The organism is Nostoc sp. CmiVER01, assembly GCF_034531135.2.
Lineage (GTDB): Bacteria > Cyanobacteriota > Cyanobacteriia > Cyanobacteriales > Nostocaceae > Nostoc.
The window spans coordinates 259,367-282,596 of the sequence record NZ_JAVRBU020000012.1 but is presented as its reverse complement, the minus strand read 5'-3'; the positions used below and the strand labels follow the sequence as shown (position 1 = coordinate 282,596).

Below are 23,230 nucleotides of genomic sequence, written 5' to 3'. Positions count from 1 at the left end.
GCAGATCCCAAACTGAAAATATCAAATTAGATAATGGCAAACGTTCGTCTAGAAGATATTAAGCGTAGATTCAATAATGTCACCGCTATTGAGGATATTACCTTTGAAATTCCTGATGGCGAGTTTTGGGTTTTAGTCGGGCCATCGGGTTGTGGTAAATCTACAATTTTGCGAACGATCGCAGGTTTAGAAACCGCTACATCTGGCAAACTTTATATTGGCGATCGCTTGGTGAATAATATCCCAGCCAGACAAAGAGATGTAGCGATGGTGTTCCAAAACTACGCTCTCTATCCTCACATGAGTGTGGCAGAAAACATCGGCTTTGGCTTGCAAATGCGGAAGGTTGACCGAAAAATCATTCAAGAACGGGTGATGAATGTAGCGCGATCGCTTTCTTTGGATCACTTGCTGGATCGTAAGCCGAAACAACTTTCCGGGGGACAACAACAACGGGTAGCATTAGGGAGAGCGATCGCTCGTGAACCACAAGTATTTTTACTTGATGAACCTTTATCTAATTTAGATGCCCAATTGCGCGATGATACAAGGGCAGAATTGAAACAGCTACATCAAGAGTTAGGCATTACAACAATTTACGTCACCCACGATCAAGTCGAAGCGATGACTCTGGCTGATAAAATTGTCGTGCTAAATCGTGGACGGATTCAACAAATCGGCGATCCCCAAACTATTTATGCAAGTCCGGCTAATCAGATGGTGGCAACTTTTTTAGGCAGTCCCCCAATGAATATTTTGCCTGCAATCTATGAAAGTAGTGGTTTTGATGTAAGTGGACAGTTATTAACAATTCCAGCAGTTGTGAAAGAAAAATTGCAGTTGCGTCAGGGACACAGTTATGATTTGGGGATTCGTCCAGAGCATATTTTTATTAACGTAGACGCTTCGGCTTGCCGCAGGCTACCGCCAAGTCGCCAAGGACGCCAAGAAGTAAATGAGGGTCAGCTGATTGTGGAAGTTAAGGTGGTGGAGCCTTTGGGAAGGGAAACTTTGATTCGTGCTGGTTTACTTGGTTCGGCGGTGGTGTTGAATTTTCAGGTGGGCGGGGATGTGCGTCCGCGTCCAGGCGATCGGCTTTCTCTACAACTTGATTTAAATCAATTGTTTGTGTTTGATCCCAAAACTGGAGACAGAATCTTATAAATAGTTTTTTAAACTGCCATAAATAATCACCAATTTCCAATTTTTTGTAGCCAGAATCTAAGAAAATAATAACTGCAATAAATACTTAATGGATTCGCTGCAAAAACTTATATGACTATTAATCGACGCCATTTCTTGTTTTTACTTACATCAGGAGCGGGTGCTTTTGCATTAGATGCTTGTGCATTGGCAGAGAAATCTCCTCAGGGAAACACTGCAACTTCTGACACAACACCAAATACAAAACTAAATACAACAGCAAATACAACAGGGGCTATCCAACTACCGCCTTTACCTTACGCCTACGAAGCACTTGAACCACACATCGATGCCAAAACGATGCAATTTCACCACGATAAACACCATGCAACTTATGTGAAAAACCTGAATGCAGCGTTAGCCAAACATCCAGAACTCAAAGGTAAAAGTGTTGAAGAACTGTTGCAAAAACTTGATACCGTACCACAAGATATTCGCAAAACAGTACGCAATAATGGCGGTGGTCATGTCAACCACTCAATGTTCTGGCAAATTATGAAGCCGAAAGGTGGGGGAGAACCAACGGGAAATATAGCCTCCGCGATTAATCAAAATTTTGGTTCTTTTGCAGCTTTCAAAAAACAGTTTAATGAAGCTGGTGCTGGTCGTTTTGGTAGTGGTTGGGTTTGGTTAGTGCGTAACAAAGGTGGCAAGTTGGAAGTGACCACTACAGCCAATCAAGATACTCCCTTAAGTGCAGGTAAATATCCTATCTTGGGTAATGACGTATGGGAACATGCATATTATCTCAATTACCAGAATCGCCGCGCCGATTATTTAGATGCTTGGTGGAACGTGGTTAATTGGGATGAGATTAACAAGCGATTTGCAGCAGCAAGTAAACTTGCCTGAGGCAAGACAATAATTTAGAGTTATAGGCACTTATAAAATGGCAACAGAAACAGTATTCTGTTGCCATTTTTGTGATGTAATACCAATTTGAAAAAAGAATGCGACAAATGGTAAATGTATAGAAGCAGCATTTGGGGGGTGTGATGGCAGGGATAACCCGGATAGAGATTAAAGAAAGTGCTGAGGAACTAGAGGCACTGCTACGTCAACAGCGTAATGCACGACTAAAAGAGCGCGTACAAGCGCTTTATATGATAAAAGATCAAGGAACGAGCGTGTGTGCGTAGCTTGCCGCCGAAGGCATCGCTAAAATACTAGGAAAGCATCGAAGCACAGTACAAAGGTGGTTGGCAGAGTATCGTGAAACTGGAATCGAGACTATGCTTGAATTTGGTGTAAGTCCAGGTCGAACAAGAGTAATACCAAATTGGGCAGTTGAAAGTCTCAAGAAACAATTAGAACAGCCAGAAATTGGTTTTGCAGGGTATAAACAAATTCAGCATTGGCTTGGTACTATCTTAGGAGTAGAAGCTGAATATGCCACGGTACATCATTTAGTTTGAAGTGGGAGTTATTCGATAATCTAGAACATTTGCGAACTAAGGTTGCTGAACTTCTTGCTCAACTGACTTCTCAAGTGGCTGCTTCTCTGACTGGTTATGATTTCATTTTGAATGCCCTATCTGTCGCAAACATTTTTTGAATTGGTATAAGTCTTGTTATTCAAAAGCAGATATAACGAATCAAAATATAAATTTATCCTGATTTTCCGAACTTATAACTCCTCAATAAGCAGGCGTATTGAACCTAACTGAGGATCGCTTTAATTATCAAGGTTAATTTGGGAATCCTATACATAGCCAATGACAATCGTCAGGATGTAAGGAGAGCCAATCTGAGGTGATGCTATCAAATAAGAAAAGTTTTCATGCCAAGGGGAATCTACCGCTACGCTTAGTGCTTGTGTTTCCTTTCGTTTTGCAAATTTTCGCCGCAGTAGGGCTAACAGGCTATTTATCTCTCCGCAACGGACAACAAGCAGTGAATGATTTAGCCAATCGATTGCAACATGAAGTTAGCGATCGCATTGACCAGCATTTAGATAGTTATCTTAATACAGGTCGTCATTTAGCTGAAATTAACGGCGGCGCGATGGATATGGGATTACTTCACCCGGACAATCCACAGCAACTTGGGCAGTTTTTCTGGAAGCAACTTCAACTCTATAATATTGGCTATATTGGTTTTTGCTTACAGACAGGAGATTTTGCAGGTGCTGGACGCTTCTTTGATGATGGTCGCGTTACAGTTGATGAAGTTTCCCGCAAGCGCAATGGCAATCAACATTGGTATATCTACAACACAGATAAACTAGGGAATCGGGCTAAACTGGCGATCGATAATGGCCCTTACATTGCGATGCAAGAAGCTTGGTGTGCAGAACCAGCAAAAACAGGCAAATCGATGTGGACGCTTTATCAATGGCAATCGCCGCCTTACACGCTATCTGTGTCTGCCAATCGTCCGGTTTATGACAAAAACAAGAATTTAATTGGTGTTATTGGAGTTGACCAGCGACTCACGCAGATTAGTGATTTTCTCCAGCAGCTAAAAGTTAGTCCAGCTGGGAAAACTTTTATTTTGGAACGCAATGGATTGTTAATTGCAAGTTCCAACAAAGAACAACCTTTTACGCTTGTTAATGGCAAAGCTAAACGGCTTTATGGCTCTGACAGTAAAGATCCACTGATTCAAGCTACTACAAAACATTTAACTGAGCGTTTTAAGAGTTTATCAACCATCAAAGACAATCAGTCGCTGGAATTTCAACTTAACGGTCAGCGCCATTTTGTTCAAGTAGCACCTTGGCGGGATGAATGGGGTTTAGATTGGCTGGTGGTTGTGGCGGTTCCAGAATCGGACTTTATGGGACAAATTAATGCCAACACGCGCACAACACTTTTGTTATGTCTGGGTGCATTAACATTAGCAACAATTTTAGGCTTCTATACCTCTCGTTGGATTGCCCATCCTATTTTGCGCTTGAGTCAAGCATCAGAATCGATTGCAGCAGGTGAATTAAACCAACAGGTAGAAGTACCGCCAGTGGATGAATTGGGTAGATTGGCGCAGTCTTTCAACCGCATGGCGCAGCAGTTACGAGACTCTTTCACCACTATTGAGCAAACCAATCAACAATTAGCTAAAACTAACGAAGAATTAGAAAGTCGCGTAGAAGAACGCACCCACGAGTTAAAGGAAGCGAAACTTACTGCTGATGCTGCCAATCATGCCAAAAGCGATTTTCTCGCAAACATGAGCCATGAACTGCGGACACCGCTCAACGGGATTTTAGGCTATGCCCAAATTCTTGCCCGGACTGCATCTGACGAAAAACAACAGCGTGGCATCGATATTATCTATCAATGTGGTTCGCATTTACTGACTTTAATTAACGATATTCTCGACTTATCTAAAATCGAAGCTCGCAAACTAGAACTACATCTAGTTCCATTTTATCTACCTGCATTTCTACAAAGTGTTGTGGAAATCTGCCGCATTAAAGCCGAACAAAAGGGTATTGAGTTTATTTATCAGCCGCCGAAGAATTCAGCAATTGGTATTGTTGCTGATGAGAAGCGTCTGCGACAAGTTTTGATTAACTTGCTGGGAAATGCCATTAAGTTTACCGACAAAGGCAGTGTCACATTTAAAGTGGAAGTTCTGTTAGGGGATATAACTAATCTTCGCTTCTATATTCAGGATACGGGCATCGGCATGAGTCCCCAGCAATTAGAGAAAATCTTCCTCCCCTTTGAGCAAGTCGGGGATAGCAAACGTCAAAGCGAAGGAACAGGATTAGGACTTGCTATCAGCCAGCGATTTGTTGAGTTGATGGCCAGTCAAATCCAGGTTGAAAGCCAATTAGGGGTTGGTAGTAAGTTTTTCTTTAATATTAACTGTGCGATCGCAACTGATTGGGTACAAGCAAATTCCCTAACATCATCTGGCAGAATTATCGGATACGCTGGCATTACCTCTGTGAAAGAGAATCGCAAAAAAATCCTAATTGTCGATGACCGTTGGGAAAATCGCTCAGTGATTGTCAATCTTTTGGAACCCCTTGGTTTTGAGGTTATCGAAGCCAACAACGGACAAGAGGGTTTAGAAAAAATTGCACGCGATCGCCCCGATGTGATCATTTGTGATTTAGCCATGCCCGTAATGGATGGCTGGGAAATGCTCAAACAATTGCGTCAGTCTGAAACTTTACGTGATGCTATCGTGATTGTCTCTTCTGCTAGCGTGTTTGAGATTGACCGCCAAAAGAGTTTAGCTGCTGGTGGTAACGATTTCTTAGCAAAACCCGTGCAAGCAGATGAACTTTATGCTGTATTAGCCAAGCAATTAAAATTAAATTGGGTATATAAAAATACCAGCGCAGAATCCTCAATCGCTACAGATGCAAGCGCTAAAACCATTTTAATTCCAAGCATTTCTGATTTAAAAGGGTTATTAGAACATGTGGAAACTGGGTACTTTAGAGGTATCCGAGAAGAATTGGATCAATTAGCTCAATTAGATGAACAATATCAACCCTTTATTCAAGAACTTAGGGAATTGGTTAAAGGCTTCAATATTCAGACAGTTCGTCATTTTCTTCAAGAGTCGATAAACCAATCTCAAGAATCAACAGAAATTTAGCTAGGAGATTGAAAACTAATGGCAAATGATGAAAAAGGTCAAACAATTCTGATTATTGACGATCATCCAACTAATATTGAAGTGCTATATGATGCACTCGACCGATCAGGTTATAAAGTTCTAGTAGAAATGGATGGTTTGCACGGTATCGAAACGATTAAAAACTACCCTCCTGATTTAATTTTACTAGATGTAATGATGCCAGGAATTGATGGCTTTGAAACCTGCCGTCAATTAAAATCTCAGCAGACTACCTGTGAGATTCCAATTATTTTCATGACTGCTCTTAATGATACAACCGATAAAGTCAAAGGTTTAGCCTTAGGAGGTGTCGATTATATTACAAAGCCATTTCAACAAGAAGAAGTTCTTGCACGCATTAAGATTCACCTGAAACTGCGACAAGCAAATTTAGAATTAGCTCGACAAAAGGATATTTTAGAACAACGGGTACAAGAACGCACCGCAGAGCTTTCGCAAGCGCTAGATAATTTTAAAAACGCACAATTGCAATTAGTTCAAAGTGAAAAAATGGCAACTTTGGGTAACTTAGTTGCAGGGGTAGCGCACGAAATTAACAACCCTCTTGGATTTCTCAAAGGCAGCCTAAATAATGCTCAAGAGTATATCCAAGATTTATTTAAGTATGTGCAATGTGTACAGGAACATTATCCCCAACTGACACCGGCCGTCACCAATCTTGCCGAGAAAATTGAATTAGAATTTCTTACTGAGGATTTACCAAAGCTGCTAGGTTCGATGCATGTAGCAACAGAACGCATTATGGACATTAGCACTAGTCTCCGCACCTTTTCCAGAGCCAATACATCTGAAAAAGTTGCTTGCGACCTGCATGAAGGAATTGAGAGTACACTGTTAATTTTGAAGTATCGCCTCAAACCGTCCCAAAAACGTCCAGCGATTGAGGTAATTACAGATTATGGTAAATTACCGCCTGTTAAATGCTTTTTAGGACAATTAAATCAAGTATTTATGAATATCCTTGCCAATGCAATTGATGTATTAGATACAGAAAGCGTTGGGCGAACATTTACCCAATTACAAGCTAATTCTCAACAAATTATAATTCGCACTGAAGTTTCCAGTGACGAAAATACGGTAGTAATTAAAATCAAAGATAACGGGCCGGGAATGCCAGAGGATATTAAAAGACATATCTTTGACCACTTGTTTACCACTAAAGACGTTGGCAAGGGAACAGGATTGGGATTAGCGATCGCTCGTCAAATTGTTGAAGAAACCCATAATGGTAAGTTAATCTGCAACTCCATTCTGGGTGAGGGCACAGAATTTGTTATTAAGATTCCAGTGTCTTAATTGCTACTATTCCAATGACAGATACGAAGAAAAAGAAATTATTTTTCCCCACTATTCCCATCTTTCCCCTCAAAGCGGCTTTTGAGTAGGTATACCAACAGCACGAGGAAAATTAGCTGGTGTGGTAGCTACCTTACGCAAATAAACACAGTGCCGAATGCTGCAACTCAGGGGTGTTGTAAATTGTTCGATTGATTCAATGACACCACCCAAATGCTTCACAGCATTCTGCAAAGCAATTGTTTCATCCTCTGTCCAATTACCGCGATAAATTATGGCTAAACCTCCCTGTTTGAGCAGTGGTAAAGTATATTCTGCACAGACAGAAGCTGATCCTACAGCACGGATTAATGCAATATCGTAAGCTTGCCGATGCTGCGGGTGATGACCGATTTCTTCAGCCCTACCAACTAGAGTTTTGGCATTGCTAAGGGCAAGTTCAGTTAATATATTGTCGATAAAAGAAATTTTTTTCCGAGTGGAATCGAGAAGATTAATTGTACAATTAGGTACAGTAATTGCTGCTGGAACACCCGGAAAACCCGCACCTGTACCAATATCAATGAGAGCAGGGGAAGCAGGAGAGAAATTTGCTGATAAAAGAGGTGCAATTCCTCGCTGAGAATCCCAGAGATGTTTTTCCCAAAACTCTTGGGGGTCAGTAATCCGAGTTAAATTAAGTTGGCGATTACCTTCTAGGATTAACTCATAAAGCCTTTGGAATTGCGCTTGCTGTTGGACACTTGGTTGCCAATTGAGAGTTTGCTGCCAGATTTCTGCCATCTCAGGCAATAAGTTAGTCATTTGTCATTTGTCATTTGTCATTTGGTATGAAACATGGGGTATAGTTTTTCTCTTTGTCCCCTTGTCCCCTTGTCCCCCTGCTCTTTTCTCACACAGTTGGTAAAGGTTCTTTAGCTTTGGCTTCTAGTGACTTTGGGTCTACTGATTGTAGTTCACCGTGGTTGAGTGTCCAGCAACGGTCTGCGATCGCTAACAGATCCCCAGCATCGTGTGTCACTACCAACAGCGTCCAATCTTGTTTGAGTTTCGCTAATAAATTTACCAGTTGCCGACGCATTGACCAATCTAACCCAGCTGTGGGTTCATCCAATAACAGTAAATTTGGCTGGCGAATCAATTGCACTGCCAAAGCTAAACGTCGTTGCTGACCACCACTTAAAGCATAGGGAGCGGCAAAGAGCGATAAATGGTCTAATCCCACTTCGGTTAGGGCCTGTCTGACTCGTTCTGACCCTAACTCAGGATGTCCTAAACGCAATTCTTCTAAAATTGAACCACCGCAAAAGTGACGCTCTGGAAATTGAAATACCAACCCAGCTAACTGTTGCAGCTGTTCGGCTATAAGTTCTTGTTCCCGCCAGAAGAGTGCGCCGCTAGTGGGTTCAGCCAGTCCAGACAAAATTTCTAGTAAGGTACTTTTACCCGAACCACTCGCGCCAATAATCAGACCTAGCTGCTGGGGTGCTAATTCCAAGTTGATCGATTTGAGAATCGCTGTTGGGCACGCTGTCGGGTGATAATTTAAATTTCGGAGATAGAGCATTTGTTAAGATTACCAAAAAGTCAGCAAATTACTGATTAGCTACACTAAAAGCATCTGGAAAATTCCAAGAAAGGATTAACACCTTAATTTAGCAGCAAGAATCATCCACTTTTTCTCTATTGTGGCAGAGTCATCCTTAAAACTTTGGCTCTAACCAGCTTAGGAACATGAAAAAATTACCAAAGTCAACCTTTATATAAGAAAATTTTGGTTGAAGCAGAGGCAAGTTAAAATTAACCATTTTTTGCATTCTAAGTAACACATACAACTATTTCAACCGCAAATATTCTGAGGGTTAAAATGACTAAAAGGTTTTCTTCGCTTCGATTAGTAGTGTCTGCTAAACTCACTAACCTTGCTCAGACTGCTTTTGGCGCTGCGTTCGCACTTAGTCTGTGGGTAAATCCTTCCCTCGCTGGCGATCCGTTTCGCAATCGTGAACCTCATCAAATTGGCGACCAAACAGAAGCCGCTTTTAAAGCGATTTTCCAACAGGGCAATTATCTAGCAGCACAGCGTTATCTGGAACAAGCACTATCCAAAGAGCCAAATGAACCTCTAGCTTATGCCATGAGCGCATCTTTAGCATACGGAAATAAGGATTGGGCTAAACTAGATACTTATAGCCAAAAAACTCTAGAAACTGGACAAAAACTGATTTCTAGCGATCCATTGCGTGGTAATTTATACACTGCTGTTGGTCATTTTTTAGAGGGAGCAGCAATTATCACCCGTAAGGGTACAGTCAACGGTGTGCCGCAAGCCTTTAGTCGGTTGCGGCAAGTTTATGAATATTTGGACAAAGCTGAAGCAATTTCTGCCAACGATCCAGAACTGAATTTAATCAAGGGTTATATGGATTTACTGTTGGCGGTTAATTTGCCTTTTGCTAGCCCAGATCAGGCAATTGGACGCTTAGAACAAAATGCTGCTCCTGGGTATCTAGTAGATCGAGGTATTGCTCTTGCTTACCGCGATTTAAAACGGTATCCACAGGCGCTAGAGTATGTCAACCGGGCGATCAAAACGACATCAGATAATCCAGAAATTTATTATCTTAAAGCCCAAATACTGAAACAACTGGGGCAAAGAGAAAAAAGCCAGCAGATGCTCCAAGAAGCGATCGCTAATTTTGACAAAGCACTGACTAAAAAATCCCAACTCCCAGGCGATTTAGTCAAACAAATTGAACGTGAACGCAGCAGTGCTGTTAGCCTGAAGAATCCTTAGTCCCCACTCCCCATTCCCCATTCCCCACTCTCTACTTTGATATGCTTATTTGCAGAAGAGTAATTGAGATAATAAACTAAAATGGATATTCGGTTCCGCGAAATTAATCCTTTTGATATGTGGATTTGGCTGAAATTTAGCACAAATCCTTCTGCCCGTGAAAAGCAGTATGTAGAAGAAGTCTTTAATTCCTGGTTTTATTTAGGTAAATTGGGTGCATTTAATGCAGAAAATCTCCAGGTACAGGATACTGGACTCGATATCAGCTACATGAATTATGATGAGCAAGGGTATGACAAAAGTCTACTAGCACTGATGCACAACATTGGTGAGTTTGAATATGAGGGACAGTGGGGGCGTTGTTGGTTTGACTTAGGAACCAGTGATGCGATCGCATTAGATATTTTAATCAACGCCCTCACCCAGCTAAGTCAGGAATATGTCACCATTGAACAATTGTACATCGGCGGCGAAAATCCAGATTGGCCTATTGAGGATAGCGAAAGCCGTCCTCAGTCTATTTACGATAATTAGTTACCAAAATGAATAAAGCAGGCGAAATTCGGGTAATAGCCTTGGGGCTAATTCGGGATGGCGAACGCATATTTCTTTCTGAAGGCTACGATCCCGTAAAGCAAGAAAGATTTTATCGTGCTTTAGGCGGTGGTGTTGAATTTGGCGAAACCAGTCGCGCCGCCTTGGAACGAGAGTTTCAAGAGGAAATTCAGGCAGATTTAACGAATATTAAATATTTGGGTTGTATAGAAAACCTGTTTACATTTAGTGGTAGGCAAGGTCATGAAATTATTCAGCTTTATCAATGTGACTTTGCTGATTCAAAATTTTATCAACTAGAAAGTTTAGTTTTTTCCGAATCACCAACTCATAAACATACAGCATTATGGATAGATATTTCTCGCTTGAAATCTGGGGAATTACGATTAGTACCTGAAGTTTTTTTTGAATATTTATAAAGAATATGGAACTTTACTAAGATTACTTTGCTGTTAATTATGTTACTGCACTCAGCAAAGACACAATATACTGGTTGAGACTAACGCCTTCCCGTTCAGAAGTCTCAGCTAAACGTCGATGTAAAGATTTCGGCATCCGTACTAGTAGTTTACCGCTATAGCTATCGTTAGTACTTGGTAAGGGAATATTATCATCGGCTTCATAAGCCGTCTCAATCCACAATTCCCGCGCCTCATTGAGATTTGCCATTGTCTCTTCAAGGGTTTCGCCTTGGGTAAGACAGCCAGGTAAATCTTTAATTTGAGCTACATATCCTTTCTCTGGGTCGGGGTAAAGTGTTACAGGGTACTGAAGATTTAAATAATATTCTAAGGATGGCTTCTCAATCTGCTGGTTCTTCTGGTTCAGTGTCTTCATCAATCCACTCTTCTAAATTTAAACGTTAATTCTGCTTTAGATTTTGCCACCTTTCCTGCACGGTATTCAGCCATTGCCTCGGCTGCAAGTTTGGCAAGTATGTCTGGAGAACGGGCAAAAGCTTCATCCCAACGGCGTTCATCTTCTAGTTCTGCCAAAATCATTGCCGCGATGCCTGCGGCGGGCTACGCCTACGCATCTTGTTCATTGAGAGGCAAATTTTTGAGTTTAGCGATCGCTTGTTCAAGTAGCTCAGTCATGGCTGTTATACGAAAGTCATACTATAAATTATCCCTGCTTGCACTTTGTTGGGGTTGTTAGGGTGCGATCGCTCTCAATAGCAGAGGTGGAGTAGAAGCAACTGTTAATTTCCTAACCTACAGCGAAGGCGATCGCCTTGAAATCCTAAACTTCACCTTGTAACTCTTCTAGATCATCTACTGTCAGTGGTGCTTGGCCACTATGGCGCACATACAATACATTAACTGTAGTACCTCGAATCGTAAAAAGTACTCGGTATACATTTTTGGCTTTCCCATAAAGAAGTTGACGTACTTCTTCTGGAAAAATTTCATGTTCGATTGCTAAAGCACAACGTTGGGGCTTCTCTTGTAGGGTAGCAATAGCATTCATCAATCCTCGAAACCAACGATCAGCAAATTCAGGATTCCGTTCTCGATACCAGCGATAAGCTTGCTCAATCTCAGTTTCCGCGATTGGGGTAATCTCAACCTGAAATGCCATACTTTTGTTGCATTTCTTGGACAAAATCCTCAATTGGGCGAGTTTTACCAGCGTTGAGTTCCTCGAAACCTTGTCCAATACCTGCAATTGTCTCCAACTGATCAATCAGTTGGCGTAATTTACTGGGGTCGATTTTGCCAGGAGCTAGAAAGGTAACGAGGACTTGGGAGCGATCGCTAATATCTTGCGGTAGCTGGGTGAGATGAATTTGTCCATCCTGATAAATGCCCTCGATAGTTTTTATCATGAATTAAAGTTGGGTTGGTATTTCCTTTAATTCTACTAAACTATACTCAAAGGGCTGGGTTTAGAATTCCCGCCTGCTCCTGACAGATAAAGTGTATCGTCCTTACTTACTCTCTGAAATAGCTTTTTGTAAACTTTCATTTCTGCGATTGAGTTAGGTATCTAATGGCTGGCATAAGGAAGTCGGCACGATAAAACCCATGTATGTTTAGTTTTATAAAAACTCTGGAATGACCAAATTCTAAGCTGTTTCCTGATTTTATATTTCATTAAATAGGTTGATTTTTTAAAACTGACCTTCTTAGCAGTAGATAGACGAGTTTATCTAATTTAAATTTGCAAATTAAATGTGGAACAGCTTAGTGGCAAAGATATCTTTACAGGTGGTGTGGGTGGCGTTGGCGTAGCCCACTGTAACCCTTTGGGGAAGCAAGCTACGCGTAGCGTCTGTCTACGACACGCTGCACGAACGCAGAGAAGGTATCGCTCTGTTTTCAATACATACACAATCAAAATTTTTAAAAGTGAGAAATAGTTGACTAGTATCCTAATATGCTGTAACTTGATGTCTTGTAAGCTAATTTGTGAAGTAAACAAGAAATCAACAAGCAAGACTCTCGATATTACGAGAGTTTTGATGATGTTTTTTGTAATTCCAGCATTAACGATAAATAAAATATTTAAATTCGGAGAGTTGCGTTGACTACAGCATCTAAGTTTGCGTTAGGTACTTGTTTGCTTCCCCTCACACTCAGTGCTACCCTCTTGCCAGCTATCATAGGCAAAGCCCAAAATCCTCCTCCACCGGAGGCTGGGAGTGGTCGAGTTGAGCGTGAAGCTGTTCGCACAAATAAGTATGTAGTAGTAGCTGCAAATCCACTAGCATCAGCAGCCGGACGCGATGTTCTACGTCGTGGAGGTAGTGCTGTAGATGCTGCTATTGCAGTCCAAATGGTACTCACGTTGGTAGAGCCGCAATCTTCAGGTATTGGTGGTGGTGCTTTTCTTGTTTACTACGATGCCAAAACTAAGAAGTTAGTCACTTATGACGGTCGAGAAACTGCACCGGCTGCGGCTAAACCAGATCGCTTTCTTGATGTTAATGGCAAACCATTACAGTTTTATGATGCTGTGGTCGGAGGTAAATCTGTAGGTGTGCCTGGGGTGTTACGAATGCTAGAGTTGGCACACAAAAAATATGGCAAGTTACCTTGGTCTCAACTGTTTCAAGGAGCTATCCAACTTTCTGAACAAGGTTTTCCACTTTCACCACGTTTGTACACTCTGCTAAGTAAGGATCTATATCTATCTCGCAACGAGCCAGCTAAGAGCTATTTCTATCAACCCGATGGTACACCCAAGCCAATTGGTACAAGATTGGTCAATCAGCCTTTGGCAGAGGTATTGCGTCAGATTGCCAAAGGAGGCGCTAATGCCTTTTATCAAGGAAATATTGCAAAAGACGTAGTAGCTACAGTGAGGCAAGCTGCTGTACCAGGTGACTTAACCACCACTGATCTAGTGCAATATCAAGCTAAACTACGAGAACCAGTTTGTGGCACTTATCGAATTTACAAAGTTTGCGGCATGGGGCCTCCAAGTTCTGGTGGTTTAACCGTACTGCAAATTTTAGGTATTCTTCAACAATTTAATCTGGCAGCTTTAAAGCCAGCTTCTTTAGAAGCAGTCCATTTATTTTCTGAAGCTGGACGTTTAGCCTATGCTGACAGAAATTTATATATAGCTGATACAGATTTTGTCCGAGTACCAGTCAAAGAATTAATTAACCCTAACTACCTGAAGTTACGGGCAGCGAAAATCAATCCTGAACGTTCAATCGGTCAAGCCCAAGCAGGTAATCCATTGTTACAGCAAGCACGTCGCTGGGGTAAAGATCAATCTAAGGATTTGCCATCTACTAGTCATGTTTCAATTGTCGATGCGGCGGGTAACGCTATTTCAATGACTACTAGCATTGAAGATGCTTTTGGCTCAAGATTAATGGTACGAGGCTTTTTACTTAACAACCAACTAACAGATTTCTCTTTTTCACCAACATCAGAAGGAAAGCCCGTTGCTAATCGCATAGAAGCCAAGAAACGTCCTAGAAGCTCAATGGCTCCCATGATGGTTTTTGATCGCAATGGCAAGCTAGTAATGGTAATTGGTTCAGCTGGTGGGCCGCAAATTATTAATTATGTCGCTAAGGCAATAGTAGGGCATCTCGACTGGGGATTAGACATTCAGCAAGCGCTAGCTTTGCCAAATTTTGGTAGTCGTAATGGCCCAACTGAACTAGAAGAAAATACAGATGTTGCTAAACTCAAACCTGCTTTAGAAGCCAAGGGGCATACAGTCAGTATTCTACAACTAACCAGTGGTTCCACTGGAATTGTACTAACTAATCAAGGACTAATTAGTGGTGCTGACCCACGTCGTGAAGGAGCGCCTTTGGGTGAGTAACAGCTAGTGCCGGAAGGCAAAAGTCAACTTTTGACTTTTGCCGAGCACAGCCGAGGTAGCGCAGTCCAAAGGAGTCGAAGGGTCAAATGTCAAAAAGCTTGTGTTATCAGCTTTTTTTTGATTGTGAATTGTATCTCTATTTACGCCGTGCTGTACTAGGTCGATTAGAAGAAGTAGTATAGCTAGTTTTGAGCAAGTATTTTCTCTTTTTCAATATCAAAAATTACTCAACATTTCTTTGGCATAAAACTATGAGATGGTTCTCAAAAATAGCATTTACAACTACTCTTAGTATTTTCAGCTTGCTAGGAAGCTCAGTTAACCAAGTGCAAGCTGCATCTGTGGACTATACTTTTACGCAATCAGGCTGGGAAGGCGGAGGTATCTTGTCTGGTTCATTTTCTGGTGTGGATCAAAATAATGATGGGTTGATTTACACAGGTGAGTTGAGTAAGTTTGATTTGATATTTTCTGGTAACTCCAAAGTTCCTCAAGAGAAATGGTCGGGTGTATCTAGTTTAAGTTCTTTTGGATTTAACTATAGTAATTCTAAATTAGCTTTCTCAACTTCTGAAAATTTAGATGAGTATACTGCTAATGTTGTTGGTTTACCTTATCTTAATTATATTGGCAAGCCTTTTCTTGCTAACTATATTTCCTCTTCTGAAATTCAACCATTTGTAGTTGCAAAATCTATTCCCGAGCCTACCTTTGGATTTGCTAGTTTAGCTGCCTTAAGTTTTATCCTATTACTGAAATTGAACAACTCCCGATGATGGTGAACAGCTAGCAAATACATCAAATTTACCTATTTTCGCTCACGGGTTTGGGCCTGATGGCGTACTTTGGGAAGTTTGATCCGGGTAAAGCCGAGTTTTTTTACTAGCTGTTTGAGTTCCATTACGCGCAAAAGTTGATTTGCTGATACTGGGAAAGTGCCATAGCGATCGCTCTCAATAGCAGAAGTAGTAGAGTTGAAGACAGTTATACAATAAAAGCAAAGACGTTAAGGTTGAACTAACCTAATGGGTGTACCTGAAACAAACCCAAAGATACCAATGCTTTCACCAAGCTTATACGAAACTGATTTTTACGCTTGGACACAGGAACAAGTAACTTTACTTCGCAATGAGCAGTGGAGTCAGATTGATCTGCAAAATCTGATTGAGGAGATTCAATCTTTGGGTAAACAGCAACGTCAAAAACTGCGAAACCGTATGAGTGTGTTGATTGGACATTTACTAATATGGCAGTACCAGTCAGGGCGTCGTAGCCGTAGCTGGTTAGCAACACTTCGTATTCAACGCTTAGATATTGCTGAACTGCTTGAAGATAATCCTAGCCTCAAACCCTACCTTGAAGAAGCACTTAGCAAAGCCTACGTTAAAGGCGTCGAGTTGGCTGTTGGAGAAACAGATCTGCCCAAACGGACTTTTCCAGTAGAGTGTCCTTACAGTTTGGTAGAGATTGTGGACTATGATTTTTACCCCGGTGAACCAAGCAAATTACTAGATGAAATTTGAGCAGTAATTTGAAATTAAAGTAAATCTTCTTCGGATAGCTGGGCTATTTTCATCAAAGCTTTCAAGGTTCCAACTTTCAAATCTTGATTGCGGTGAACAGGAATTGACAGGATTTTTTCTACTTCAAGGTTTTCATAAATATGATGACTCCCAGTAATTCTTTGTAAAACCCAACCTTTTTGTTCCACAATCTTACAAAGTTGCTTGCCAGAAATCGATTTCATACAGCAATTTCGACAACTTGATCTGTTGACTCAATTGCATTACGACTGTTGGCAACTTCAAGCCAACCTTCAATAGCATCTTTTAAATTAGCCATCACCTCTTCTATGGTATCTCCTTCGGTAATACAACCAGGAAGCGCGGGAACCTCTGCCCAATAGCCGCCTTCTTCTGCTGGATGAATGATTGCTCTGATTTTCATAAACTTGTTGAGCTAGTTTGTGAGAATATTCTAACGACGATACCTGTTTGCTCTTAACTGTGGCTATTCAAATTAATGTTGTTAAGGTTCAAACAACAGCCACCTCTGGAATCGCACCCTGCATTCTCCCGAAAGCATCAATCAAATTCTGCAATTGTTGATCTGCTTTAAAAACTCCTAATCCGCGCACCGTCACTTTCCCAGGCGAATACACAAAGCGCGTTTTGAGATTGTCTGGTAAATTCGCCGCCAACAAATTCCAAGCGGGTTCCTCCATCGGCGTTTCTAAAACAACGTGCTGCTTGTTTTCTGGTTTAATCCGGCTAAATCCGAGTTTTTTCGCTAGCTGTTTGAGTTCCATGACTCGCAAAAGTTGATTTGCAGGGACTGGTAAAGTACCATAGCGATCGCTCCACTCGGCTGCAATCTGTTTTAATTCTGATTTAGATTTAGCTGTTGCTACCGCCCGATATGCACTCATCTTTTGATCCAAATCGGTGATATAGTCCGCCGGAATAAACGCCGTCAAGTTGAGGTCAATCTGGGTATCCTCCACTTTCGGAATTTCTTGTCCTCGGATTTCCCGAATTGCTTCTTCTAGCATTTCCATGTATAAATCAAAACCGATGGCATCCATTTGACCGGATTGTTCTGCGCCTAGCAAGTTACCCACGCCTCTGATTTCCATGTCGCGCATTGCTAGCTGATACCCAGAACCTAACTGAGTAAATTCCTGAATCGCTCGTAATCGTTGCCGTGCTGCGTCAGATAATGCCCGTTGCTTTGGATAAAATAACCAAGCATGAGCTTGGATACCTGCACGCCCCACACGACCGCGTAATTGATACAGTTGCGCCAATCCAAAGCGGTGAGCATCTTCAATCAAAATCGTGTTGACTCGCGGAATATCTAAGCCAGATTCAATAATTGTCGTACAAACGAGGATATCTGCATCGCCATTGCTGAAGGTGAGCATGGTTGATTCTAACTCGCTTTCATCCATTTGACCGTGAGCGATCGCAAACCTAGCTCCCGGTAAAACTTCTCGTAAATTGGCTGTTGTCTCTTCAATTCCATCTACTCGTGGAACCACATAAAATACCTGCCCGCCTCTGTCTAATTCTTGACGAATTGCAGTACGGATACTTTCAGAATTTATTGGTGATAGATGGGTTTTAATTGGTCGTCTGGTTGGGGGTGGTGTAGTAATCAAACTCATTTCCCGAATTCCCGACAAAGACATATACAAAGTTCGGGGAATGGGTGTGGCGGAGAGGGTAAGCACATCAACTTGAGTTTTCAGGCTTTTAATTTTCTCTTTCTGATTTACCCCAAATCGCTGTTCTTCATCCACTACCAATAGCCCTAAATCTTTGAATGTCACACCTTTACCTAAAAGTTGGTGCGTACCAACTACTACATCTAATTCACCCGTTGCCAATCGCTTTTGAATCTCGCGGCGTTCTTCAGCAGAACGAAAACGGTTGAGCAAACCGACATTTACCGGGTAAGGAGCAAAACGTTCTTTGAGTGTATGGTAATGCTGCTGTGTTAAAATAGTTGTTGGCGCAAGGAGTGCCACTTGTTTTCCGGCGGTGACTGCTTTGAAAATAGCACGAATCGCCACTTCCGTCTTTCCGAAACCGACATCGCCACAAACTAAGCGATCCATTGGGCGATCGCTTTCCATGTCGCGTTTTACATCTTGGACAGCTTTGAGTTGATCCGTCGTGGGTTGGTAGGGGAAAGAATCTTCCAATTCTTCCTGCCAAGGCATATCACCTGGAAAGCTAAAACCTTGTTGTTGCGATCGCGCTGCATACAGTTTCAACAAGTCCACCGCCAATTTTTTAATCGCTTTGCGGACTTTATTCTTGGTATTTTCCCAAGCTTTACCAGTCATCCGATTGAGTTCCGGTGCTTTATCACCTGCGGCGCGGAACCGAGATAAAGCACCTACTTGATCGGCTGCGACTCTTAATAATCCGTCAGCATACTGCACCACCAAATAATCACGGGTTTCATTATTAATCGTCAAACTTTCGAGCTTGACAAATTTACCAACACCATGATTTCTATGAACCACATAATCGCCTGGACGCAGCTTATTGGGATCGACTTGTTTAGAAGTAGCTTTGTGACGCTTGCGAATATAGCCGGGAGTCGCCAAAGAATGCTGTCCAAAAAATTCCCGATCTGTAACGATTACGATTCGGTAGGTAGGCAGGATAAAACCTTCTAGTTCGGCCAGACCAGAATATTTTAAGGCTATGGGAGTATGATTGATTTGGAGCTTATCTATTGCTTGGTAGTCGCGGGGATTGGGAATAAACTGAGCCGGACAATCATGTTCTTGCAATAAAGAGACGGAACGCGAAGGTTGAGCAGAAAGCAGCCAGATCGAGAAATTGCGATCGCGTTCTTGGCGGATGGTTTCAGCTAGTTTAGCAAACTGGTGCGGCGTGACAGGAACAGGACGACTGGCAAGATTAATCCCATCATTTTCCTCTGACAGTTCCGATAAATATAAGGTTTTAAATTTGGCAACATCAGCCAAACACTCATCAAAAGAACGGTGAATTTTCGGCAATGTTAGGGGAGTAGAGCTAGATTCTTCATTCCCTACTCTCCATTCCCTATTCCCTATTCCCCATTGTTCTTCGGCATTTTCTACCCAGCGATCGCTATGAGCATGACACTGTTCTGGCTCATCAATAGCAATCAGGGTATTTTCTGATAAATAGTTTAGCAGGGATGCTGGTTGCTCGAAAGCCAACCCCAAAAAGCGACGACTACCCTCTAGTGATGAGTTCTCAGTGCTAAGTTCTGAGTCAGAATTTAACTCATAACTCATAACTCCTAACTCAGAATTATTCTTCAATGCCGCCATGACGATGGGAGCAAAGCTAGTAGGGGTAAGAATTAACTGGTCAACTTTATCGAGGGCGGAACGTTGGGTTGCTGGGTCAAATTCCCGCATTTGCTCGATTTCATCACCAAACCATTCCAGCCGGACTGGAAACTCAGATGAAACTGGGTACACATCAACAATATCGCCCCGTCGGCTCCACTGTCCTTCTGTTTCCACCAGAGGAACTCGTTCGTACCCCAAAATAGTTATTTTCTCACTGAAGGCATTCAAGTCTAATTCCATCCCCCGCTTCAAGGTAAGACAGAATTGCCCAAAAGCTTCCGGTGGTGGTAAATGGGGTTGCAGCGCCCCTTGAGTAGCCACAATTGCTAAATTTGTCATTTGTCCTTTGTCATTTGTCTTTTGTCCTTGGTTTGTTTCTAATGACAACTGACTAATGACTAATGACTCCTGATTTTTGAGCAAATCTGCCAATACCTGCATTTGCCCCCAACTCATCTCAGTTTCCGGGTCAAAAGGTTCGTAGGGAGAAGCCTCGGAGGTGGGGTAAAAATGTACTGTTTGCCATCCCATTGCCTCCAGTTGTGCATAAACGCGTCCAGCTTCTTCCAGAGTGGCGCAAACCACAAACAAATCCTTGCCCGTAGCCTGCGCCAATGCCGAAGCCACCAAACCCTTGGGTAGTCGAGGAACGCCATTTAACCGCAATTGGTGTTGTCGGTTTAGCTTAGAAATAAATTCAGTGGTGAGCGGCGATCGCGCTAAGGCACGCACAATAGAAGAAAATGACATAAGTACTACTAGCGGTGGGAGTCTTTGTGAATCAGAAAATATTGAGGCAGTTTATCTCAACTATTTTAAAAGTGTTAACAGCCTTCTTATTCTTTGGATGGAAGAATAATGCACGGCAACTAATAAATTTAAGAACTATAACTATTACTTTGTGTACAGTAAAAGCATTTATAGAAGCACCTTTAATACTAGATACTAGGTATTGAGCTACGTTCGCTCTGATAAGTGGCAATTTTAAACATGTCCTCCATAAATTTTGAAATTTTAATCATTTTGGTGCTAATTATTGCCAACGGCGTGTTTTCTATGTCTGAGATGGCGATTGTCTCAGCTCGGAAAGTTAGGCTACAACAGCTTGCCAATCAAGGAGATGCCAAGGCAAAAGCAGCATTGAAATTAGCTGATTCTCCAAATCATTTTCTGTCAACCGTCCAAGTAGGTATTTCCCTGATCGGTATCCTGACTGGTGCTTTTGGAGGAGCAACAATTGCCAACCGACTAGCAGTCTATGTAAAACTTGTGCCCTTGTTAGCACCTTATAGTGAACCGCTATCTTTCGGCATAGTGGTTTTGATCATTACCTATTTGTCACTGATTGTTGGCGAATTGGTACCGAAGCGTTTGGCATTAAATAACCCAGAAAGGATTGCATCGATTGTAGCGATTCCGATGCAAGCCTTGGCGGCGATCGCTTCTCCTGTAGTCTATCTTTTAAGCGCTTCTACAGATTTGATCTTGCGAGTATTGGGAATTACAGCTTCTACCGAGCCGCAAGTCACCGAAGAAGAAATTAAAATCTTAATTGAGCAAGGTACTGAGGCAGGAACCTTTGAGGAAGCTGAACAGGATATGGTAGAGCGAGTTTTTCGTTTAGGCGATCGCCCTGTCAGCTACTTAATGACACCCCGCCCAGATATTGTCTGGCTAGACTTGGATGACACTGCCGAAGAAAATCGCCAAAAAATGGTTGATAGTGCTTATTCTCGGTATCCAGTTTGTCAGGGAGGACTTGACAATGTGCTTGGTGTTATGCCTGTTACTGACTTATTAGCCAGGAGTTTCCGAGGAGAACCGCTAGATTTAACAGTGGGATTGCGACAGCCTGTATTCGTGCCAGAAAGCACTCGTGGTTTGAAAGTTTTGGAATTATTCAAGCAAACGATCACTCACATGGCGTTAGTAGTCGATGAATATGGTGTGATTCAAGGATTAGTCACTCTCAACGACATCATGAGCGAAATCGTGGGTGATGTTCCTTCAACAGATGGGCAAGATCAACCACAAGCGGTGCAACGCGAGGACGGTTCCTGGCTTTTGGATGGGATGTTGCCTGTAGAGGAGTTTTTGGAACTTTTCGGGATGGAAGAGTGGAAATCTGAAGAAAGCGGCAGTTATCAAACCTTAGGTGGTTTTGTGATCACCCATTTAGGCCGTATTCCTGCCGCAGCAGATCATTTTGAATGGCAAAGTATGCGAATTGAAGTGATGGACATGGATGGTAACCGCGTTGATAAGGTGCTAGTCGTACCAAAGGGGAGTAAATCACCGGATACGGCAAAATCTGAGTAGTATTTGGTATTGGGCATTGGGCATTGATAATTGTTTACTATTTCCCATGCCCCATTACTACAATTTGTCAAGTATTCGATAGACGTTGGACGGCCTCACCTGCCAATATTTGATGGGCTTGTGCCAAAAGTTGAGGGATTTTATCGGCGTGGGGATTGCGGGCGAGACATTGCTGCAAGTCTAATTCGTCTAGGCGATCAGCTTTGTTGCCAGGAAACCAATGGCTGCCATTACCAAGCAGGTTGTAACGCATTTTGGCATACTCTACCAGATCGTAGGCGATCGCTAAATTTCGCAGCCACAAAATTACCCGAATATTTACCTCACCAGGGGTTTGGTCAAAGGTTGGTAGATTTGTTTCCCAGGATTTTACCCAATCTTCTCCCAAAGTAGCGATCGCTTCTTCTTCCAACCTTGCTAAAATTGGCGGCAAAATTTCTGATGCCCGATCTACTAATTCTAAAGTCTTCAGGTGCTCATCAAAATCTTCTGGTTTTGCTGCTCCCAAACTCAGGGTATGTACCTCTTGATGACTCAAACAAAACAAATCATTAAACACCATTGGACTCAAAGGGGCGCAAAGATTTACTAATTTTTGCGGTGGTTTATATAACAAACCTCCTTTATCAGATGGGCTAATAATAAATACCCCCATATCGTGGCGTTTAGCTGCTTCAATTGCTGCCCAATTCCATTGATTAATGTAGTACCAGTGCAGATTTACATAATCAAATAGATTGGTATTAATTGTCTGCACAATTATATCTGTTGAGCCGTGTGTGGAAAAGCCAATAAATCTAACTTTTCCCTCCGCTTGCAGCTGCTGCGCTACTTCCAAACAGCCACCTGGACGGATGCTGTCATCAAACGACTCAGCATGATTGATGCCATGCAACCCTAAAAGGTCAACATAATCTAGCTGGAGATTTTTCAATGATTGTTCAAATGCTTCGCGGAATTCTTTCGCATCTGCCTTTGGGCTGACTTTGGTCTGAACAATCAACTTTTCGCGGGGAAACTTGGGCAATATTCTCCCTAATTGCATTTCGGAAGTACCATAACCACGAGCAGTTTCAATATGATTAATCCCAACCTCAACAGCCTTTCTAATAGTCGCTTCCAAATTCGCTTGATTATCAGCAGGAATTTCATTATTGGGAACATCTTCCCATTTAAACTGATATCTCATGCCACCGCAGGAAAACACTGGCATCTGTAATTCTGTGCGTCCAAATCGTCTATATAGCATCAGTAAATTGTGGATTGCTTACCAACTTAAAATCTAAAACAACAGCCATTCAAGCCTACAG

The 23,230-nt window shown here is 42.1% G+C and carries 22 protein-coding genes and 2 pseudogenes; 13 read left to right on the top strand and 11 right to left on the bottom strand.

All coding sequences use genetic code 11. The annotated features are described in order from the left end of the window. Nucleotides 1-33 precede the first annotated feature (33 nt). The 6 genes from RMZ43_RS22325 to RMZ43_RS22300 all read left to right on the top strand — a co-directional run bounded on the left by RMZ43_RS22325 (nt 34) and on the right by RMZ43_RS22300 (nt 7,098). Complete coding sequence (locus RMZ43_RS22325) at nt 34-1,164, top strand: ABC transporter ATP-binding protein (RefSeq protein WP_322655765.1); 1,131 nt, start codon at nt 34-36, stop codon at nt 1,162-1,164. 111 nt (nt 1,165-1,275) lie between these two features. Next, nucleotides 1,276-2,055, top strand: coding sequence for a superoxide dismutase (locus RMZ43_RS22320; protein WP_322646974.1), 780 nt, complete (start codon nt 1,276-1,278; stop codon nt 2,053-2,055). Nucleotides 2,056-2,198: 143 nt separating this feature from the next. Continuing rightward, complete coding sequence (locus RMZ43_RS22315; RefSeq protein WP_322646975.1) at nt 2,199-2,342, top strand: hypothetical protein; 144 nt, start codon at nt 2,199-2,201, stop codon at nt 2,340-2,342. Between the two features lie 15 nt (nt 2,343-2,357). Continuing rightward, the gene (locus tag RMZ43_RS22310; RefSeq protein WP_322655773.1) at nt 2,358-2,618 is read left to right on the top strand and encodes a helix-turn-helix domain-containing protein; all 261 of its coding nucleotides are present in this window, start codon (nt 2,358-2,360) and stop codon (nt 2,616-2,618) included. A gap of 340 nt (nt 2,619-2,958) precedes the next feature. Continuing rightward, nucleotides 2,959-5,760 carry a hybrid sensor histidine kinase/response regulator gene (locus RMZ43_RS22305; protein ID WP_322655764.1) on the top strand — a complete coding sequence of 934 codons (2,802 nt, stop codon included), beginning with the start codon at nt 2,959-2,961 and terminating at the stop codon, nt 5,758-5,760. Between the two features lie 18 nt (nt 5,761-5,778). Then, complete coding sequence (locus tag RMZ43_RS22300; RefSeq protein WP_322655763.1) at nt 5,779-7,098, top strand: hybrid sensor histidine kinase/response regulator; 1,320 nt, start codon at nt 5,779-5,781, stop codon at nt 7,096-7,098. Nucleotides 7,099-7,167: 69 nt separating this feature from the next. Here RMZ43_RS22300 and rsmG read toward each other — a convergent pair whose 3' ends face one another. Both rsmG and RMZ43_RS22290 read right to left on the bottom strand, forming a co-directional pair. Further along, a complete protein-coding gene (gene rsmG, locus RMZ43_RS22295) occupies nt 7,168-7,902 on the bottom strand; it encodes a 16S rRNA (guanine(527)-N(7))-methyltransferase RsmG (protein WP_322646978.1) in 735 nt (244 codons plus the stop codon). Nucleotides 7,903-7,990: 88 nt separating this feature from the next. Continuing rightward, nucleotides 7,991-8,665, bottom strand: a complete 675-nt coding sequence (locus tag RMZ43_RS22290; protein WP_322646979.1) for an ABC transporter ATP-binding protein — start codon at nt 8,663-8,665, stop codon at nt 7,991-7,993. A gap of 300 nt (nt 8,666-8,965) precedes the next feature. Here RMZ43_RS22290 and RMZ43_RS22285 point away from each other — a divergent pair, with 300 nt between their 5' ends. The 3 genes from RMZ43_RS22285 (at nt 8,966) to RMZ43_RS22275 (ending at nt 10,869) form a co-directional block, all read left to right on the top strand. Further along, on the top strand, nt 8,966-9,895 hold the full coding sequence (locus RMZ43_RS22285; RefSeq protein ID WP_322655762.1) for a Sll0314/Alr1548 family TPR repeat-containing protein: 930 nt from the start codon (nt 8,966-8,968) through the stop codon (nt 9,893-9,895). Between the two features lie 81 nt (nt 9,896-9,976). Continuing rightward, nucleotides 9,977-10,429 carry a DUF3531 family protein gene (locus RMZ43_RS22280; RefSeq protein WP_322646981.1) on the top strand — a complete coding sequence of 151 codons (453 nt, stop codon included), beginning with the start codon at nt 9,977-9,979 and terminating at the stop codon, nt 10,427-10,429. 8 nt (nt 10,430-10,437) lie between these two features. Next, entirely contained in the window at nt 10,438-10,869 is a 432-nt protein-coding gene (locus RMZ43_RS22275; RefSeq protein ID WP_322655761.1) for an NUDIX hydrolase, read from the top strand. A gap of 37 nt (nt 10,870-10,906) precedes the next feature. On the opposite strand, the gene RMZ43_RS22270 is transcribed toward RMZ43_RS22275, so the two are convergent. The 4 genes and pseudogenes from RMZ43_RS22270 to RMZ43_RS22255 form a co-directional block, all read right to left on the bottom strand. Beyond that, the gene (locus tag RMZ43_RS22270) at nt 10,907-11,287 is read right to left on the bottom strand and encodes a type II toxin-antitoxin system HicB family antitoxin (RefSeq protein ID WP_322655760.1); all 381 of its coding nucleotides are present in this window, start codon (nt 11,285-11,287) and stop codon (nt 10,907-10,909) included. Continuing rightward, a pseudogene (locus tag RMZ43_RS22265) lies at nt 11,287-11,547 on the bottom strand (hypothetical protein). The gene RMZ43_RS22270 and the pseudogene RMZ43_RS22265 overlap by 1 nt, the downstream one beginning before the upstream one ends. Nucleotides 11,548-11,692: 145 nt before the next feature. Next, the gene (locus tag RMZ43_RS22260; RefSeq protein ID WP_322655759.1) at nt 11,693-12,031 is read right to left on the bottom strand and encodes a type II toxin-antitoxin system RelE/ParE family toxin; all 339 of its coding nucleotides are present in this window, start codon (nt 12,029-12,031) and stop codon (nt 11,693-11,695) included. Next, on the bottom strand, nt 12,015-12,278 hold the full coding sequence (locus tag RMZ43_RS22255; RefSeq protein WP_322646983.1) for a hypothetical protein: 264 nt from the start codon (nt 12,276-12,278) through the stop codon (nt 12,015-12,017). The genes RMZ43_RS22260 and RMZ43_RS22255 overlap by 17 nt, the downstream gene beginning before the upstream one ends. A gap of 698 nt (nt 12,279-12,976) precedes the next feature. Between RMZ43_RS22255 and ggt the strand changes: the two genes are divergently transcribed. Beyond that, on the top strand, nt 12,977-14,740 hold the full coding sequence (gene ggt / locus RMZ43_RS22250; protein WP_322646985.1) for a gamma-glutamyltransferase: 1,764 nt from the start codon (nt 12,977-12,979) through the stop codon (nt 14,738-14,740). 251 nt (nt 14,741-14,991) lie between these two features. Beyond that, nucleotides 14,992-15,516 (top strand): hypothetical protein, encoded by a 525-nt coding sequence (locus RMZ43_RS22245; RefSeq protein WP_322646986.1) that lies wholly within the window; start codon nt 14,992-14,994, stop codon nt 15,514-15,516. 59 nt (nt 15,517-15,575) lie between these two features. Here RMZ43_RS22245 and RMZ43_RS22240 read toward each other — a convergent pair. Next, nucleotides 15,576-15,692: pseudogene (locus tag RMZ43_RS22240) on the bottom strand (TRCF domain-containing protein); the annotation flags it as partial. Nucleotides 15,693-15,765: 73 nt separating this feature from the next. Here RMZ43_RS22240 and RMZ43_RS22235 point away from each other — a divergent pair. Next, complete coding sequence (locus RMZ43_RS22235) at nt 15,766-16,263, top strand: DUF29 domain-containing protein (RefSeq protein ID WP_322655758.1); 498 nt, start codon at nt 15,766-15,768, stop codon at nt 16,261-16,263. A gap of 14 nt (nt 16,264-16,277) precedes the next feature. Here RMZ43_RS22235 and RMZ43_RS22230 read toward each other — a convergent pair whose 3' ends face one another. The 3 genes from RMZ43_RS22230 to mfd all read right to left on the bottom strand — a co-directional run bounded on the left by RMZ43_RS22230 (nt 16,278) and on the right by mfd (nt 20,351). Further along, nucleotides 16,278-16,487 carry a type II toxin-antitoxin system HicA family toxin gene (locus RMZ43_RS22230; protein WP_190936311.1) on the bottom strand — a complete coding sequence of 70 codons (210 nt, stop codon included), beginning with the start codon at nt 16,485-16,487 and terminating at the stop codon, nt 16,278-16,280. Beyond that, complete coding sequence (locus tag RMZ43_RS22225) at nt 16,484-16,687, bottom strand: type II toxin-antitoxin system HicB family antitoxin (RefSeq protein ID WP_104908349.1); 204 nt, start codon at nt 16,685-16,687, stop codon at nt 16,484-16,486. The genes RMZ43_RS22230 and RMZ43_RS22225 overlap by 4 nt, the downstream gene beginning before the upstream one ends. A gap of 88 nt (nt 16,688-16,775) precedes the next feature. Continuing rightward, the gene (mfd, locus tag RMZ43_RS22220) at nt 16,776-20,351 is read right to left on the bottom strand and encodes a transcription-repair coupling factor (protein WP_322655757.1); all 3,576 of its coding nucleotides are present in this window, start codon (nt 20,349-20,351) and stop codon (nt 16,776-16,778) included. Nucleotides 20,352-20,591: 240 nt separating this feature from the next. On the opposite strand from mfd, the gene RMZ43_RS22215 reads away from it, so the two are divergent. Beyond that, complete coding sequence (locus RMZ43_RS22215) at nt 20,592-21,920, top strand: hemolysin family protein (RefSeq protein ID WP_322646989.1); 1,329 nt, start codon at nt 20,592-20,594, stop codon at nt 21,918-21,920. Nucleotides 21,921-21,987: 67 nt separating this feature from the next. Here RMZ43_RS22215 and RMZ43_RS22210 read toward each other — a convergent pair whose 3' ends face one another. Further along, nucleotides 21,988-23,169, bottom strand: coding sequence for an aldo/keto reductase (locus RMZ43_RS22210; protein WP_322655756.1), 1,182 nt, complete (start codon nt 23,167-23,169; stop codon nt 21,988-21,990). Between the last annotated feature and the right edge of the window lie 61 nt (nt 23,170-23,230).

What these genes read in the sequence shown, in the direction of transcription:
- rsmG (WP_322646978.1), bottom strand. Translation starts at nt 7,902, where the DNA reads ATGACTAACTTATTGCCTGAGATGGCAGAAATCTGGCAGCAAACTCTC.
- RMZ43_RS22290 (WP_322646979.1), bottom strand. Translation starts at nt 8,665, where the DNA reads ATGCTCTATCTCCGAAATTTAAATTATCACCCGACAGCGTGCCCAACA.
- mfd (WP_322655757.1), bottom strand. Translation starts at nt 20,351, where the DNA reads ATGTCATTTTCTTCTATTGTGCGTGCCTTAGCGCGATCGCCGCTCACC.
- RMZ43_RS22300 (WP_322655763.1), top strand. Translation starts at nt 5,779, where the DNA reads ATGGCAAATGATGAAAAAGGTCAAACAATTCTGATTATTGACGATCAT.
- RMZ43_RS22215 (WP_322646989.1), top strand. Translation starts at nt 20,592, where the DNA reads ATGTCCTCCATAAATTTTGAAATTTTAATCATTTTGGTGCTAATTATT.
- RMZ43_RS22210 (WP_322655756.1), bottom strand. Translation starts at nt 23,169, where the DNA reads ATGCTATATAGACGATTTGGACGCACAGAATTACAGATGCCAGTGTTT.
- RMZ43_RS22225 (WP_104908349.1), bottom strand. Translation starts at nt 16,687, where the DNA reads ATGAAAATCAGAGCAATCATTCATCCAGCAGAAGAAGGCGGCTATTGG.
- RMZ43_RS22320 (WP_322646974.1), top strand. Translation starts at nt 1,276, where the DNA reads ATGACTATTAATCGACGCCATTTCTTGTTTTTACTTACATCAGGAGCG.
- RMZ43_RS22230 (WP_190936311.1), bottom strand. Translation starts at nt 16,487, where the DNA reads ATGAAATCGATTTCTGGCAAGCAACTTTGTAAGATTGTGGAACAAAAA.
- RMZ43_RS22245 (WP_322646986.1), top strand. Translation starts at nt 14,992, where the DNA reads ATGAGATGGTTCTCAAAAATAGCATTTACAACTACTCTTAGTATTTTC.
- RMZ43_RS22235 (WP_322655758.1), top strand. Translation starts at nt 15,766, where the DNA reads ATGGGTGTACCTGAAACAAACCCAAAGATACCAATGCTTTCACCAAGC.
- RMZ43_RS22305 (WP_322655764.1), top strand. Translation starts at nt 2,959, where the DNA reads ATGCTATCAAATAAGAAAAGTTTTCATGCCAAGGGGAATCTACCGCTA.
- RMZ43_RS22280 (WP_322646981.1), top strand. Translation starts at nt 9,977, where the DNA reads ATGGATATTCGGTTCCGCGAAATTAATCCTTTTGATATGTGGATTTGG.
- RMZ43_RS22315 (WP_322646975.1), top strand. Translation starts at nt 2,199, where the DNA reads ATGGCAGGGATAACCCGGATAGAGATTAAAGAAAGTGCTGAGGAACTA.
- RMZ43_RS22270 (WP_322655760.1), bottom strand. Translation starts at nt 11,287, where the DNA reads ATGAAGACACTGAACCAGAAGAACCAGCAGATTGAGAAGCCATCCTTA.
- RMZ43_RS22260 (WP_322655759.1), bottom strand. Translation starts at nt 12,031, where the DNA reads ATGGCATTTCAGGTTGAGATTACCCCAATCGCGGAAACTGAGATTGAG.
- RMZ43_RS22255 (WP_322646983.1), bottom strand. Translation starts at nt 12,278, where the DNA reads ATGATAAAAACTATCGAGGGCATTTATCAGGATGGACAAATTCATCTC.
- RMZ43_RS22325 (WP_322655765.1), top strand. Translation starts at nt 34, where the DNA reads ATGGCAAACGTTCGTCTAGAAGATATTAAGCGTAGATTCAATAATGTC.
- RMZ43_RS22285 (WP_322655762.1), top strand. Translation starts at nt 8,966, where the DNA reads ATGACTAAAAGGTTTTCTTCGCTTCGATTAGTAGTGTCTGCTAAACTC.
- RMZ43_RS22275 (WP_322655761.1), top strand. Translation starts at nt 10,438, where the DNA reads ATGAATAAAGCAGGCGAAATTCGGGTAATAGCCTTGGGGCTAATTCGG.